13 protein-coding genes are annotated in these 15,703 nt (G+C 64.8%); 8 read left to right on the top strand and 5 right to left on the bottom strand.

What is annotated here, in order from left to right; genetic code table 11:
• The first annotated feature begins 160 nt into the window (after positions 1-160).
• The gene (locus GNK13_RS13200) at positions 161-2,125 is read left to right on the top strand and encodes an amylosucrase (RefSeq protein ID WP_164103001.1); all 1,965 of its coding nucleotides are present in this window, start codon (positions 161-163) and stop codon (positions 2,123-2,125) included.
• A 248-nt stretch (positions 2,126-2,373) separates the two neighbouring features.
• Complete coding sequence (gene thrS / locus GNK13_RS13195) at positions 2,374-4,593, top strand: threonine--tRNA ligase (RefSeq protein ID WP_164103000.1); 2,220 nt, start codon at positions 2,374-2,376, stop codon at positions 4,591-4,593.
• A gap of 242 nt (positions 4,594-4,835) precedes the next feature.
• Here the strand turns inward: thrS and GNK13_RS13190 are convergent, their stop codons facing one another.
• Positions 4,836-6,260: a class II fumarate hydratase gene (locus tag GNK13_RS13190; protein ID WP_164102999.1), complete on the bottom strand. Its 1,425-nt coding sequence runs from the start codon at positions 6,258-6,260 to the stop codon at positions 4,836-4,838.
• 362 nt (positions 6,261-6,622) lie between these two features.
• On the opposite strand from GNK13_RS13190, the gene GNK13_RS13185 reads away from it, so the two are divergent.
• The 6 genes from GNK13_RS13185 to cysC all read left to right on the top strand — a co-directional run bounded on the left by GNK13_RS13185 (position 6,623) and on the right by cysC (position 12,920).
• Positions 6,623-7,264 (top strand): DotU family type IV/VI secretion system protein, encoded by a 642-nt coding sequence (locus tag GNK13_RS13185; RefSeq protein WP_164102998.1) that lies wholly within the window; start codon positions 6,623-6,625, stop codon positions 7,262-7,264.
• Positions 7,261-8,757, top strand: coding sequence for a type VI secretion protein IcmF/TssM N-terminal domain-containing protein (locus GNK13_RS13180; protein ID WP_164102997.1), 1,497 nt, complete (start codon positions 7,261-7,263; stop codon positions 8,755-8,757). The genes GNK13_RS13185 and GNK13_RS13180 overlap by 4 nt, the downstream gene beginning before the upstream one ends.
• Positions 8,758-8,865: 108 nt before the next feature.
• Positions 8,866-10,755, top strand: coding sequence for a GntP family permease (locus tag GNK13_RS13175; protein ID WP_390622513.1), 1,890 nt, complete (start codon positions 8,866-8,868; stop codon positions 10,753-10,755).
• A 238-nt stretch (positions 10,756-10,993) separates the two neighbouring features.
• Positions 10,994-11,314 (top strand): hypothetical protein, encoded by a 321-nt coding sequence (locus GNK13_RS13170; protein ID WP_164102995.1) that lies wholly within the window; start codon positions 10,994-10,996, stop codon positions 11,312-11,314.
• A gap of 63 nt (positions 11,315-11,377) precedes the next feature.
• Complete coding sequence (locus tag GNK13_RS13165; protein WP_164102994.1) at positions 11,378-12,064, top strand: histidine phosphatase family protein; 687 nt, start codon at positions 11,378-11,380, stop codon at positions 12,062-12,064.
• A gap of 154 nt (positions 12,065-12,218) precedes the next feature.
• Positions 12,219-12,920: an adenylyl-sulfate kinase gene (cysC, locus tag GNK13_RS13160; protein ID WP_164102993.1), complete on the top strand. Its 702-nt coding sequence runs from the start codon at positions 12,219-12,221 to the stop codon at positions 12,918-12,920.
• Positions 12,921-13,104: 184 nt separating this feature from the next.
• Here the strand turns inward: cysC and GNK13_RS13155 are convergent, their stop codons facing one another.
• The 4 genes from GNK13_RS13155 to GNK13_RS13140 all read right to left on the bottom strand — a co-directional run bounded on the left by GNK13_RS13155 (position 13,105) and on the right by GNK13_RS13140 (position 15,692).
• Positions 13,105-13,404 (bottom strand): hypothetical protein, encoded by a 300-nt coding sequence (locus tag GNK13_RS13155; RefSeq protein ID WP_164102992.1) that lies wholly within the window; start codon positions 13,402-13,404, stop codon positions 13,105-13,107.
• On the bottom strand, positions 13,404-13,631 hold the full coding sequence (locus GNK13_RS13150) for a hypothetical protein (RefSeq protein ID WP_164102991.1): 228 nt from the start codon (positions 13,629-13,631) through the stop codon (positions 13,404-13,406). Before GNK13_RS13150 ends, GNK13_RS13155 begins: the two co-directional genes overlap by 1 nt.
• A 173-nt stretch (positions 13,632-13,804) precedes the next feature.
• Positions 13,805-15,058 carry a Glu/Leu/Phe/Val family dehydrogenase gene (locus GNK13_RS13145; protein WP_164102990.1) on the bottom strand — a complete coding sequence of 418 codons (1,254 nt, stop codon included), beginning with the start codon at positions 15,056-15,058 and terminating at the stop codon, positions 13,805-13,807.
• Between the two features lie 208 nt (positions 15,059-15,266).
• Entirely contained in the window at positions 15,267-15,692 is a 426-nt protein-coding gene (locus GNK13_RS13140) for a DUF1499 domain-containing protein (protein ID WP_203545363.1), read from the bottom strand.
• Positions 15,693-15,703 lie beyond the last annotated feature (11 nt).

The raw sequence follows: 15,703 nt of genomic DNA, 5'->3' as shown, positions 1-15,703 counted from the left end.
CCCGGTTTTACAATCAGCCGCCCCGCGCTAGCCGCCGGTTGCCGACATTGCCGCGGGAACCGGACGCTAGAAAAGTGGCGGCTGATTTGCAAAGCGAGCCGGGCTCAGCACGTTGTTTCCTCCATGAAGAAGTCGCGTTTTGTCTGCGACAAAGAATGCCATGCGCACGTCGGGAAAACTCCCCACCCGAGAACAAAAAGCTCTGCGGCGTTTGTTGCCGCGTCTCGAAGCGCGGTTTGCTGCGGAAAGCGACCCGGTGGAGTGGGAGCAGTTCACGCGGCGAGTTCACGAACACTTCCCGCGGCTGTTCGGCCGCTTGTTCGATCTCTACTCGGACCACTACGACTTCTTCTACCACCTCGAAGGCGCGCTCTCGGCGGCGGCCGAGATGTGGATGGCGCGGCCGGCCGAACTCAAGGCGCTCGACGCGCTTCGCGAGACCGACCCGCACTGGTACCAGAGCCAGCGGATGGTCGGGGCGATGTGCTACGTCGACCTGTTCAGCGAAGCGGCTCCCGGTTGCGGGATCGACGGCGTCCGCGAGAAGATTCCCTACCTGACCGAGCTGGGGATCACCTACCTGCACTTGATGCCAATCTTCAAAACCCCGGAAGGGGATAACGACGGCGGTTACGCGGTCAGCAGCTACCGCGAGACGAATCCCGACTTGGGGACGATGGACCAGCTCCGCGAACTGGCGACCGAGCTTCGCCACCACGGGATCTCGCTCGTCTTGGACTTTATTTTCAACCACACCTCGGACGAGCACGAGTGGGCTCGCCGAGCCCTGGCTGGCGAGGAAGAGTACCAGGATTTCTACCGGATGTTCCCCGACCGGGCGATGCCCGACGCTTTCGAGCGGCAGATGGGGGAAGTTTTTCCGGACGAGCATCCCGGCGCATTCACCTATCGCAGCCGGATCAACAAGTGGGTTTGGACGACATTTTACAACTACCAGTGGGATCTCAATTACGAGAACCCGGAGGTGTTCGTCCAGATGCTCCGCGAGATGCTCTTTTTGGCCAACCAGGGCGTCGAAATCCTGCGGCTCGACGCGGTCGCCTTCATCTGGAAGCAGCTGGGGACCGACTGCCAAAACTTGCCCCAAGCCCACTGGATCATCCAGGCCTTCAACGCCGCGATTCAGATTGCCGCTCCGGGGATGGTGTTCAAGTCCGAAGCGATCGTGCACCCCGACGAGGTCCGCAAGTACATCCGCCCGGACGAGTGCCAGCTGTCGTACAACCCGCAACTGATGGCGCTGCTCTGGAACGCGTTGGCGACGCGCGAGGTCCGTTTGCTGCGGCACGCGATGCTGCGGCGATTCTCGATTCCCAAAGATTGTGCCTGGCTGAACTACGTGCGGTGCCATGACGACATCGGCTGGGCGATCTCGGACGAGGACATCGAAGCGGTCGGTTTCGATCGTCGAGACCACCGCCGCTTCCTGACCAACTTTTACACGGGCAATTTCGAGGGAAGTTTCTCCCGCGGTTTGCCGTTCCAAATCGATCCGCGGACCGGCGACGGGCGGGTCAGCGGAACGACCGCCTCGCTGGCCGGGCTCGAGGAGGCGCTCGAGAAGGATGATCCGGAGCTGGTCTCGCTGGCCGTCGGCCGAATCCTGCTGATCCACGGCGTGATCATGACGATCGGCGGGATTCCGCTGATCTATCTCGGCGACGAAATCGCCACGCTCAACGATCGCTCGTTCGCCACCAATCCGATCAAGGCGGGCGATTCGCGGTGGGTCCACCGCAGCAAATTCGATTGGGAGCGGGCCAAGCTCCGCCGCGACGCGAGCGATCCGGTCGGCCGCGTCTACCAGGGTCTATTGCGGCTGATCCAGCTGCGGTGCCAGAACATCGCCTTCCGCGGCGGAGACACCGAGTTCATCGACACCGGCAACGACCACGTCTTCGGCTACTTTCGCGACTTCGAAGACCACGGCGTGATGGTCTTGGCGAACTTCACCGAGTCGCCCCAAACGCTCGAAGGGCGTCGCTTGCGGCTGCTCGGATTGCGGCGGACCGTCGTCGACCAAGTCGCCGGCAAGACGATCACGGCGGCCCAGGAGATGGTCATGGAGCCCTACCAGTTCGTCGTCCTCGCGAGGGATATTTAGAGTGGCTAGAAGCTAGAGGTGGATGCTTCAGGCGTACTCGTACTCGTGAAGACAGTCGACCGTGAGTACTGGACGGAATCGAGTACGAGTACGAGTACCGCTTCGCTGAGTACGAGTACGAGCAAGGCATCCGCCTCTCGCCTCTCGCCTCTCGCTTCTCTCCTGACCTTGACGGTTGGCACACGGCAGCGGCATTCTGATGCAATCCGGATGCTGCCGAACCCTTTGCAAGGAAAGATGAAGTTCCCATGGCTGATGTCGCTGTTCAACTGCCCGACGGGACGGTTCAAACTCACGCGGCGACCACGACCTCGATGGACATCGCCACGGCGATCAGCCCGGGATTGGCTCGCAATGTGATCGCTGCCGAGCTTGGCGGGCGGATTGTCGACGCCTCTCGGCCCTTGGGTGAAGTGGCCGGCGGCGATGGCAGTGGTGGCGGCGGCGCGGCGGACGGCCCGCTGCCGCTGAAGTTACTGACCAGCCGCGATGCGTCGGCCCTGGACGTCCTCCGGCACTCGGCGGCGCACGTGATGGCGCGGGCCGTGATGCGGCTGTACCAAGGCGTCTCGCTCGCGTTCGGCCCTACCACTTCGGGCGGCTTCTACTACGACTTCGATCTGCCCGAAAAGATCAGCGAAGACGACTTTCCAAAGATCGAAGCCGAGATGGCCAAGATCATCAAAGAGAAAGAGCCGTTCGAACGCTTTTCGCTCGACCGCGACGAAGCCCTCAAGCTGTGCCAGGAGATGGGGCAGGATCTGAAGGTCGAGCACATCCAAACCGGGCTCGGCGATCAGGCATCGGTCAGCTTCTACCGTCAGGGCGAGTTCGTCGATCTCTGCCGCGGGCCGCACATTCCCGACGCGGGGCGGATCAAGGCGATCAAGCTGCTGAGCGTCGCCGGCGCGTACTGGAAGGGAGACGCTTCGGGGCGGCAGCTCCAGCGACTGTACGGGACCGCGTTCTTCGACAAGAAAGACCTCGCCGCCTACCTCGAGCAACTCGAGGAAGCTCGCCGCCGCGACCACCGCGTGCTCGGCAAGAAGCACGGGCTGTTCGCGATCAACCAGGAAGTCGGCCCGGGGCTGCCGCTGTGGCTGCCCAAGGGCGCCCGCGTCCGCGTGATGCTCGAGGATTTCCTCCGCGGTGAATTGCTGCGGCGGGGTTATGACCCGGTTTACAGCCCGCACCTCGGCCGTGTCGAACTGTACGAAACCAGCGGCCACTTTCCCTACTACCGCGACAGCCAGTTTCCGCCGCTGTTCGGTTCCGAAGCGGGAGGCCTGCTCGACGCTTGGAGCCGGCGGTTGGAGGAAGGGACGCTCGACCGCGACGGCGAAGACAAGCTGATGGCCGCCGCCGAAGTGCTCGGCGTCTCGCTCCCCGATTACAAACCGTCCGCCTCGGCGGAAGATCGGCGGGCCGTGCTGCACCAGTGGCAGACGGTCCACGAGCGGTATCTCGTCAAGCCGATGAACTGCCCCCACCACTGCCAGATCTTCGCCGCCCAGCCCCGCTCCTATCGCCAACTACCGCTGCGGTTGTTCGAGTTCGGGACGGTCTACCGCCACGAGCAGACGGGCGAGCTGAACGGGATGCTCCGTGTCCGCGGGCTGACGCAGGACGACGCCCACATCTTCTGCACCGACGACCAAGTCGAGCACGAGTTCCGGGCCACGATCGAGTTGACCAAGTTCGTGCTCGAATCGGTCGGCTTTGACGACTACCGCGTGCAACTCTCGCTGCGCGATCCGAAGAGCGACAAGTACGTGGGCAGCCCCGAGAACTGGAACCGTGCCGAAGGAGCGCTCCGCGGCGTGCTGGAAGATTCGGGACTGCAGTATAACGAACAGCCGGGCGAAGCAGCTTTCTACGGCCCCAAAGCCGACTTCATGGTCCGCGACTGCATCGGCCGCTCGTGGCAGCTCGGCACCGTCCAGCTCGACTACAACCTGCCCGATCGTTTTAAGCTCGAGTACACCGGCGCCGACAACCGCGGCCATCGCCCAGTGATGATCCACCGCGCCCCCTTTGGCTCCTTGGAGCGGTTCACCGGGATGCTGATCGAGCACTTTGCGGGAGCTTTCCCGTTGTGGCTGGCCCCCGAGCAAGTCCGCGTGCTGCCGCTCTCGGAGAAGACCACCGAGTACGCTCTGGCCACCGCCCAGCAGTTCGAGGCGGCCGGGCTACGCGTCTCGACCGACCTCCGCAACAGCAAGGTGCAAGCGAAGATCCGCGACGCCCAGCTCGAGCTCGTCCCCTACATGGTCGTCGTCGGCCCCAAGGAAGCCGAAGCGGGGCAGGTGGCGCTGCGCGACCGGATCGACGGCGATCTGGGAAGCATGCCCACGGCCGAAGCGATCGCTCGCCTCGAGCAAGAAGTGCGGGAGCGGCGGGTCCGCCAAGTCGTCAAAAGCAGCTTCACCCAAGCCGAAGACGCCGCCGGCGAAAAGCACGAGTATTAGGGAAGCAAGGGGCGCCAAGCGCACCAGCCGCGGAGCGGCGACAGAAAATAGCCAGGGGCGTGAGCCCCTGGACCCCCGTGCCCCAAGATTCCAATAACAGCCCCAGCGGGGCGTCATAGCAATCCGCGTCGGATCTATGCCGCCCCGCTGGGGCTGTTGTGCGTTATCGGGTTCGATTTCCAGGGGCTCACGCCCCTGGCTATTCGATGCCGTCCCTCCGGGACTAGCCTGACGTACGACCCTCACCCCTGCGGTTCGGTCATGCTCATCGGGTCGAGCGCCTCTTGGAGGGCTTCTTCGGAGAGCACGCCTTGCTCGCGGCACAGCTCGCGGATCGTCTTGCCGCTGGCGAACGCTTCCTTGGCTAGCTTCGAAGCCATCTCGTAGCCGATCAGCGGGTTGAGGCTGGTCACCATCGAGAGGCTCTGCTCGACCGCCGCTTGGCACGCTTCGGGATTCGCCTCGAGCCCTTCGGCACAGAAGGTCACGAAGGCCTGCGTCCCATCGGCCAGCAACTGGATCGACTCGAGCACCATGTGGGCCATCACGGGCATCATGATGTTCAGCTGAAAATTCCCCCCGGCGGCTCCGGCCAGCGTCATTCCGCTGTCGTTGCCGACGACCCGGGCGGCGACCTGCATCAGCGATTCGCACATCACCGGGTTGACCTTGCCCGGCATGATGCTGCTCCCCGGCTGACGGCTGGGGAGCTGGACTTCAAAGAATCCGCACCGCGGGCCGCTGCCGAGCCAGCGGATGTTGTTGGCGACGTTGAACAGCGTCTGAGCGACGCACTTCAGCGATCCATGGGCGTCGACCAAGCCGTCGCGGTTGGCGTTGCCTTCGAAGTGATTGACCGCTTCGACAAAGGGCACGCCCGTCTCGGCGGCCAAGTTCTCCGCCACGCGGCGACCGAACTCCGGATGCGTATTGATTCCGCTGCCGACGGCCGTCCCTCCCACGGGCAGCTCGAGCACGGCGTCCCGGGCTTGCTCGGCCCGCGCGATCGACAGCTCGATCTGCCGCGCAAAACCGCCGAACTCTTGACCGAGCCGCAGCGGCGTCGCGTCCATCAAGTGCGTGCGGCCGATCTTGATGATCTGGTCCCACTCGGCCGCCTTGGCGGCAAGCGTTTCGTGCAACCGCCGCAGCGCCGGGAGCAGATGTTCCTGAATCTCCACCCCGACCGCGACATGGATCGCCGTGGGGAACGTGTCGTTGGTGCTCTGCCCCATGTTGACGTGATCGTTCGGATGGATCGGCTTGTCCTCTGCGAACCGGTCGCCGCCAGCGATCTCGATCGCCCGATTGCTGATCACCTCGTTCAGATTCATGTTGCTGCTGGTTCCCGACCCGGTCTGATAGACGTCGATCGGGAACTGGTCAGCCCACTGGCCGGCGGCGACTTCGCGAGCCGCGGCGAGCATCGCTTCGACTTGCGCATCGCTGAGCGGATTCTTGCCGCTGCCGGTCAATTTCCCCAAGTCGTGGTTGGCCTTGCCGCAAGCGTATTTGACCCGCCCCATCGCCCGGATCATCGCCGGCGGCAGACGCAAACCGGAGACGGGAAAATTCTCCACCGCCCGCTGGGTCTGCGCCCCGTAGTATGCGTCGGACGGAACTTGCACGTCGCCCATCGAATCACGCTCGGTACGCATCTCAGCCATGGCCCTGTCGTCGCTCGCTTGTCGGGAAAATCGGGAGGGGAGTTAAGGAGGGTTTTTATCCTAGCCGCGGCACCCGGATTCAGGGAGCGGGGCCCCAGCTCGTACTCGTACTCGTACTCGTACTCGTACTCGTACTCAGCGCAGCGGTACTCGATCCGCTTGCGGGTCCAGTGCGTTGGTCCGTGACTTCGAGTACGAGTACGAGTACCGCTTCGCTGAGTACGAGTACGAACAGAGAGGTGGGACCGCAGTACTCAGTACTCCCAATTCGCCCGCTCCCCCCCGCGTTTTGTGAGCTAGGGTTTGGGTAAGGCGCGGAGGTCCGCGCGGTTGGTCCTCTCCCGAATCAGCGATTTTCTGTGATGCCCCCCATGACAGCCGAGGTCGTCGAGCTCGTCTTCAGCCGCAGCTGGGAATTGCGGGATGCCCTCCGCAGCGCCACGGCGGCCGAAGTCGAAGCGGTCCGCACCGAACTGAAGGAGTTGCTCGCACGGGTGGCAGCCGCGGAAGTCAGCAGCGACGATCGCGGCTTTCTCGGCTCCGCCTATCCGCTGGTCTGCTGGATCGATCACCTAATGACGACCGATCCCCGCGTTTCGCGGCTCTGGAAAGGGCGGGAGCTCGAGCAAGAATTGTTCGCCAGCGACGACCGCGATTGGATGTTCTGGCAGCAGGCGAAGCTGGCCGAGACGCTCGAGCGGTACGAAGCCCTCGAGATCTTTTTCTTGTGTGTCGCCCACGGATTCACCGGCCGCCGGCTCAAGGGCGAGCCGGACGATCAGGCCGCGGCGCTGCGGAACTGGATGGAGCGGATGCGGACCGCCGTCTCCCGCGTCCCCAAACTCGACCTGCCCTGCGACTCGCGGCTCGCTCCGCCCCCCGAGGTACCCCCGCTGTACGGTCGCCGCGCGCTACGGTCGATGCTGGCCGTGGGCTGGATCGCCACCGCCCTGTTGCTGCCGACGCTCTCCTTTTGGGCCGCCCGGACGTGGATGCTGTCGTGACCGCTGAAACCGTGAGCCCGAACCTCGATGCCGCCCCGAACGTCGATGCCGCTTGGCAAACGGTTTTGGAGCAGATCCGCGCGGCCGGAATTGAGCTGCAGCGCACGCCGCTGTTCTTAACGCTCGGCCGACCGAGTGGCGGGCTGGCCGAATTCTGCTCGGTGCTCCCGCTCGACGCGTCGCTGCCTCTGCCAGCGGGCCGCGATGATCCGCCGCTCGCGGTCTACGGCAACCAGGAAGGGCTGTTCGTCTGCTGCGGGAAAAATTCGCTGTTCGGCGATTATCTTGACTCCCAACAAATCTCCGCTGGCCCAATCAGCGAACTCACTTCAGCGGCTACCAGCCTGACCACGGCAAGCAGCTCGGACCCGCTCTCGCCACCTGCATCGGCTGCACCTCCATCGGCTGCACCTCCATCGGCAGGTTCCCCATCCTCGGGACCCGCGTCGCCCGTTGCCGTGGCGGCAGCCGCCGAGCGGAATGGCGGAACGGCCACGCTCGTCCGTCCGCAGACGAGCAGCCCAGCTGCCCCGCGGCTCTCGGAGATGGCCCGCTCGATCGAAACCCAGCTCGACGAACTCGAGCACCAACTTGCCGAGGCCGACGCGCTGCTCGCACCAGAGACAGCCGTCGCAACTCGCTCGACCGCTGCGGCTGCGGGGGAACGCTTCGCTCAGCTCTGCCGGCTGATCTCCGCAGCCCGCGAGCCCTACTGCCCAATCAACGGTGTGGTGGTGTTGATCCCGCTCGAGGTGCTCGGCAGCGACGAGGCAACCGCCGAAGGAGCGAGCTGCATCCAGCAGGATTTGCAGATCGCCTTGCGGTCGCTGGAAACGGAGGTTTCGGTCCAGATCGTCTTCTCTGGGCTCGCCGCGAGCGAAGGAGGCGACGAGCTGCTCGACCGGCTCGCCGAAGACCAGCTCTTTGGAACCTTAGGCTGCGTCCTCCCCCTGCCTCCCGAGGGCGATGGCGATGCGGCCCAGCGAGCGACCGACCAGGCGGCGGCGTGGCTCTGCGACGGGCTCTTTCCGGCACTCGCTCGACGGGTCCTGCGGCGCGGCGAGCTCGATGCGCCCAACGACCACAGCGAACACAGCGACCACAGCGTGCCGAGCGATCGCGCGGCTCAGGCGGGAAACCGTCGGCTGCACGCACTGGTCGCTGCCTTCCGAGGTCGCCGCCAGCGGCTGTCTCGGCTGCTCGCCGGCTGCCTCCCCGCGACCCCCGGCCAGTGGCGAATCCGCGGCTGTTTCTTCGCTCCGACTTCTTCCCAGCGTCCTCCGACGGCGGCCCCTCCGACACCGGCCCCTCCGATACCGGACCGTCAGGCCTTTGCGGCGGGCATTCTGATGCAAATCCAGCGGATGCAGAATGAGGTCCGTTGGCTGGCCAGCCGTCGCCGCCGCGACTCGCTGGCCCTGGCCGCAACGCTCGTCGGCTACGCGCTGATCCTCACCGCCACGCTGGCCACCGCCGCGTTGGTTTGCGGCTAAGCCGCTGAATCCATCAGCCGCCGCGCTTGAATGGCGGTGTCGGGTGTGCGATTCTCTGCGGGCTCCCCCTCCCTCCGTAGCCTACCTCTACCGGCGAGTGAACGACCCGTGTTCCGAATCCTCCTGCTCCTGCTGGCCTTCGTTGCTGGACTCGCGGCACTCGATCCCACGCCCGGTTTCGCGCAAGCCTCGCCCGGCGCGGAAGCCACTGGGCAGGAAACCGCGGCGGGTGGCGAGACACCGCTCGACACCTATCCGCTCCTGGTGCTGGCCGTCGGGATCGTCTCGGTCCTGGGGCTGATCATCGGCTTCAAGGTGAATGCGTTTTTGGCGATGGTGATCGCGGCGGTGATCGTCAGCTTGCTCGTTGGCGGCAGTCCGGGGGCGCGGATGGAGGCGGTGGTGTCGGCGTTTGGAACGGCGGCCGGCGGGGTGGGAATCGTGATCGCGATGGCGGCGATCATTGGCAAATGCATGCTCGACAGCGGGGCGGCCGACCGGATCGTCCGCACGGCGGTGAACATCACCGGAGAGCGAAAAGCCTCGGCGGGCTTGATGGGCAGCGGTTTCATCCTCGGCGTGCCCGTCTTTTTCGACACCGTGTTCTACTTGCTCGTGCCGCTCGCCCGCAGCCTGCACCTCCGCACCGGACGCCATTACCTGCGTTACTTGATGGCGATCGCCACCGGCGGCTGCATCACGCACACGCTGGTCCCTCCGACGCCGGGACCGCTGCTGGTCAGCGCGAATCTGGGCGTCGACGTGGGGATGATGATGCTGGTGGGGTGCTTGGTCGCGATCCCTTCGGCGATCGCGGGACTCGCCTTCTCCGTGTTTCTCGACTCGGTCATGCCGGTCCCGATGCGGCCGCTCGTGGCGGGGGAGAACAAGCACGAACCGTTGCCCGTCGAGCGGCTTCCGTCGCTCGGCGTCGCCCTGCTTCCGGTCATCATCCCAGTCCTGTTGATCGGTTCCGGTACGCTCTTGACGACGCTGGCCGATCGCGAGGACCGGGCTCAGCTGACCCGCGACCAGATCCCCGACATGACTCGGTTCCGCGATGAACTTCGCGACGCCGCCGCGGAGAATCCCAGCGGCCCGGCCGCTCGCTTCCTCCAAAGCGCCAGCCTGACGCCGGCCGGCCGTGAATTGATGGCTTCCGAAGAGCCGCTCGACGAAGCGCAGCAAGCGGTGCTGGTCGAGGCCTTCAACACCGTCTTGCTCGCTCAGGATTTGTACGACGAGCAAGCCTTCCTGGGCGTGCCGCTTTCCGATACCGCCCAGCAGTTGCTCGCCAGCGACCCGGTGCGGATGAAGCCGGTCGAACGGCGGCGGATGAACCGCTTGTTGCTCGAAGAGGCGTTTCCCGAGCTGGTCGAGCCGCACCAGTGGGATTCCTCGATGCGGCTCTGGTCCCAGCGGCTGAGCTTGTGGAGCAATCCGAACTTCGCCCTGCTCCTGGCGGCGCTGGTCGCGATCGCGACGCTCAAATGGGTTCGCTCGCTGTCGCTGACCGAGACCGCCCGAGACGTGGAAGAGTCGTTGATGAGCGGGGGCGTCATTATCTTGATCACCGCCGCCGGCGGCGCCTTTGGAACGATGCTTCGCGACGCGGGGATCGGCGAGACGATCCAAACGCTGTTCGAAGACGCTTCGGCCGGCGGCATCAGTCTGCTGCTGCTCGCGTTCGGGATCGCGTCGGTGCTGAAGATCGCCCAAGGCAGCAGCACGGTGGCGATGATCATCGCGTCGGGCATGATCGGAGCGATCGCCGCGGGGGTTTCCTACGACTATCACCCGGTCTACCTGGGAATCGCGATCGGCGCCGGTTCGCTCTGTGGCAGCTGGATGAACGACAGCGGTTTCTGGGTTTTTGCCAAGATGGGCGGATTGACCGAAGGGGAGGCGCTGCGGAGCTGGACGCTGTTGCTGCTGGTGCTGTCGGTCTCCGGGCTGCTGATGACTCTGCTCCTGAGCCAACTGCTGCCGCTGGTCTGACGCCGCTGGTCTGACGCCACGGCGGGGAGCGGGGGAAGCGAGGGGCTGGGGGAGCGGGCGGCTGGGGGAGCGGGGAGCTGGGCCCTACTGCCCGGCTCCGCTGCAGGAACGTAGGATGGAGCCTTGTGTCAAATCAGCCGCCACGCGCTAGCGTCCGGTTTCTGCGACGTTTTCGAGAACCGGACGCTAGCGCGTGGCGGCTGGTGGGTATCCGCGCCGCTGAATTGGATGGTCCTCTTTGAACCAGACGACACTGAGCGAGCCTCCGCTGGCGAGTCCGGCACGCGCCGCGCGGGGCCCGCTCCGGCGACGCGAAGCGACCGGCATGGGGCTCGGTTGCCTGTTCGTTATCGCTTCGACGGCGCTGACCTGTCTGTTGCTGTTCATCAACGGCGGCTTGGTGCAGGCGGCCTACGCGATGCTGGCCCCGACCGGTCCCGACTTTCTGAGCGAGCCGCGGGTCACCCAGTTCGTAATGTTCGTCGGCCCGGTGCTGCTGGTCGTCGTCGAGTGGGTAATGATCGATTATCTGCTGGCCCGCTTGCGACGGCCGAGTTGACGCTGCCCCCGATCCGCTTCCGCCCCAACCCCGCTTTGCCGCTTCCGCCCTGCTAGAGTCACCGTGCATCTGTATTTGATTCGCCACGCCGAGAGTGAGAACAACGCCCGCGCCGAACACGAACGGGTGGAGGATCCGGCGATCACCCCCCGCGGCGTCCGCCAAGCGGAGCAATTGGCCGCGTGGCTGGCAAACTTTGAATTCGATTTGCTCCTGACCAGCCCCTTTCGCCGCGCTCTGCAGACCGCCCAGCCGATCGCGACCCAGAGTCGTCGGGCGGTGCAGGTGTGGTGCGACATCTATGAACGGGGCGGGTGCTACCGAGGCTGGAACGACGAGAACTATGCCGGCGCCGCGGGGCTTGGGCGCGAAGGCATCTTGGAACTGATTCCCGAGGCGATCGTCGAGGACTCGATCACTTCGGCCGGCTGGTGGGGAGCGATGCCGCGGGAGAGCGACGAGCAAACGATCGCTCGGGCCGCCGCAGTTCGCCGCAAACTGGAGCAGCAGTTCGGCGACCGCCCGCACCGCGTCGCCGCGATCATCCATGCCGAGTTCCAACGCTTGTTGATGATCGAGCTGCTCGGGACCAGCGTCGACCTCGGCCACCTCGGACCGATCTGCAACGCCGGAGTGACCCATCTCACCTACCACGCCGACGCCGAGCATGGGCGCGGCCAATGGCGGCTCGAGTGGTTCAATGCAGTGACCCACCTGAGCAGCGATTTGATCACCTCGGCGAAGGGCTGAGTAGTGCAGGGGATTGACCCTCACGCTACCAATCATCGTACTCGTACTCGTACTCGTACTCGGTTCGTTCGCGCCAGATTCGAGTACGAGTACGAGTACGAGTATTGAAGACAAACATTCCCGCCACAAACGCCCCCGAAGGAACCCCCGCCCGATGTCCGAACCGCCCAGGAAGCCGTCCCCGACGAACCCGGAAGTAGTCTGGCACGCGCACGCGGTTTCTCGCCAACAGCGTGAGCAGCGACTGGGGCAGCGGGGATGCGTCGTCTGGTTCACCGGCCTGAGCGGCTGCGGCAAGAGCACGGTGGCCAATGCGGTCGATGCGCTGCTGGCCGACGCCGGAGCGGTGACGTTTTTGCTCGACGGCGACAACATCCGCCACGGCTTGTGCGCTGGCCCGGACCGCTTGACCGAAGAGCACGGTGCGGCGTTCGCCCAGCGGTTTGGATTGGGGTTTGCCGCCGAGGATCGGGAGGAAAATATCCGCCGCATCGGAGCCGTCGGCGAACTGTTCGCCTCGGCCGGGCTGATCACCTTGACCGCCTTCGTCAGCCCCTATCGCCGCGACCGCGACCGGGTCCGGCAACGCGTCGAAGCGGCCGGGCGAGCGGGCGACTTTGTCGAAGTCTTCGTCGACACGCCGCTCGAAGAATGCGAACGGCGCGACCCCAAAGGCTTGTACAAAAAAGCCCGCGCCGGAGAGATCCCGCACTTCACCGGGATCAGCGACCCGTACGAGCCTCCCGAAAACCCCGAGCTACGGCTCGACGGTTCGCGAGGTCACACCCCGCAACAAATGGCCGCACAGGTCGTCCGCTATCTGCACGACCACCAGCTGATTTTCTCGCGGGCGTAGCTCGAAATCCTACTCGTACTCAGCGCAGCGGTACTCGTACTCAGCGCAGCGGTACTCGATCGGTCGGGAGGGATCAGTCCACGTCGTTCGAGAGTGCAGTCCTTAGTCGCGAGACTCCGAGTACGAGTACGAGTACCGCTGTGCTGAGTACGAGTACGAGGAAGTACTGAGTACTGCGGCTCGCTCAGCCGTCGCCGTCGCACTCGTCGAGCGGGTCTTCCGCCGCGATACCGCTGGCTCCCGGCTCCTCGCCAGCCACTTCGTCGAGCGAACGGATCGCTGCCAGGGCTTCGTCGAGCCGGAACAGGAGGGCCTCGAGGCTGACGTCGCGGACCGCTTCGCGAGTGCCGCCGGGCAAGCCGCTCTCGACAGTCTTCCCATCGGGAGCAGCCGCCGAGGTGTGGGAGCGGGGCACCGGAGCGGCGCGATCATAACGGTTGGCTTTGCCAAAACCGCCGGGCGAACGGGACTCGGATTCGGACATTAGCGAGAGCGGCGGACGACGGTGACGGGGCGGGGGGCGGCGAGCATGGCCTGGAGATCGCTCAGGCTCTGCGGCGGATTCCGATGGAGTGCGGCGAAGACTTCGTCGTGAATCGCCGCCAACGCGTCGAGCACGGCCGCTTCGCCGTCCGGTTCGGTCGCGGGTTGGGCGGCAGCCGCTGCCTCGGCGATTTGCTGCAGTCGTTCGCAGTTGGTCTCGGCGTTCATCGTCGCAGGGGGTCCCTCGGGAAACTTCAACGGGCTTCGCTGCAAGCCTAGGTTTTCCCGGATGAAGGAGCTCAGGAAAACGTTTTCCCAAAGCTCCAGAAAATTGCCCGCCGGCGGCAAATCCCCTCGCACCGCTGCAATGCGAACTCCGCAACTCAGTACTCCGTACTCCGTCAGCCTCCCGAGCGGTGCCAGCCGGCCAGCTCGTTGGCTCGGCGGACGCGGTTGATGCCGATCATGAAGGCGGCGGTCCGCAGGCTGACGTCGAACTGCTGCGCCGTCTGCCAGACATTCTCAAAAGCGTCGCTCATCGTCCGATCGAGCTCCTGGCGGACGCGGTCGAGACTCCAGCGATAGTGCTGGCGATTCTGCACCCATTCAAAGTAGCTGACCGTGACCCCGCCCGCGTTGGCCAGGATATCGGGCAGCACCGTGATTCCCCGTCGCTCGAGCTCCAGATCCGCGTCGGGCCAGACCGGTCCGTTGGCACCCTCGACGATCACCGAGGCCTGGATCTCGTCGACATTGTCCTCGCGGATGACTCCTCCGAGCGCTGCTGGGATTAGGACGTCGACGCCGGGAAGGGAAAGCAGCGCTTGCATCGGCAGAACTTCGCAGTGCGAGTAGCCTTCGAGCAGTCCGCGGGGATGATGCAGCTTGTGGCGGAACAGATCGGGAATGTTCAGCCCATCGGCGTCGTAGTAAGTTCCGCTCACGTCGCTGACGGCCACCACGGGAAACTCCGCCTCGTGCAAGAATTTGGCGGCATGCGAGCCGACGTTCCCAAAGCCTTGAATGGCGACTCGCGTTTCGGGCGGTTTTCTCGCAATCCGTTTGCAGAGCTTGACCGTCAGCAAGCCCACGCCGCGGCCGGTCGCTTCCTCGCGACCTTTCGCCCCGTACTCCTCGACCGGCTTGCCAGTGATCACCGCGGGGTGAAAGCCGTGGTACTTCTCCCACTGGTTGCGGAACCAGCCCATCACGCGATAGTCGGTCCCCATGTCGGGAGCGGGGATGTCGGTATCGGGGCCGACGATATCGTGGATCTGGTCGACGAAGGCCCGAGTCAGCCGCTCCAGTTCGCGGACACTGAGCTCGTTCGGGTCGACGCCAATGCCCCCTTTGGCTCCTCCATAAGGAAGATCGACGACCGCCGTTTTCCAGGTCATCAGGCTCGCCAGCGCACGGACTTCGTCGAGGTTGACTTCAGGGTGGTAGCGCAGCCCCCCCTTCATCGGTCCGCGGCTGTTGTCGTGCTGGACCCGGAACCCGACGTAGTTCACCAGCTCGCCGTTGTCCCGCTCGACGGTGACCTGCACCTGCACTTCCCGCTTGGGCATCTCCAGCATCTGGCTGATCCCCGGATCGAGCTCCAGCTTTTCAGCGGCACGTTCAAAGTAGATCTGGGTCGCTTCGAAAGCTCGCATCGGAGCATCGCCCTCATTCAGGAGTTGAAAATCGAGATCAGCAACACGCTAGCGTCCGTTCTCACGGCGTTTTCGCAAACCGGGGGCCAGCGCTCAATGCGATCTACTTTCGCGGATTTTTGTTATCAGCCGCCACGCGCTAGCGTCCGGTTGTCACGGCGTTTTTTAGAAACCGGGGGCCAGCGCCCGGCGGCTGATGATAAAGGCGTCAGTCGGCCAGGGCGGTGAGCAGTTCTCTCAAGTTGCGGGGATTTTGGCCGAGGTCGCCCTTGCCGATCCGCGACTGGCTGGTCGCTTCGAGCAGCGAACCTCCGTCGGTCGTGGGCGTCAGCGTGACTTGAATGTCGTCGCGAAACCGAAGCCAGCGGGTGCGGCGCACCAGGTCGATCGAGATGATGCCCTCGGAACTACTCTCGGCTCCCACGCTCCAGTGCGGCTGGCTTTCGACCCAAGCGGCGATCCGTTCGGCTTGGACCGCTGGAGAGTGGGAGCTGCGGAGCGGACGCAGCGTGGGATCGGCTCCCGTGGCCTCGGTCTGCGCGCGGTTGGTCACGAAATCGCGGCTCCAGTCGTCGATCGACAGCACGACCCACAGCAGGGGGAGGAAGGCGACGAGGAGTATCAGCCAAACCATTTTCTTCTTAA

It is taken from the genome of Candidatus Laterigemmans baculatus, assembly GCF_010367455.1.
GTDB lineage: Bacteria > Planctomycetota > Planctomycetia > Pirellulales > Pirellulaceae > Laterigemmans > Laterigemmans baculatus.
Note: the sequence above shows the minus strand (reverse complement) of the source record. Positions and strands in the feature narration are given on the sequence as shown.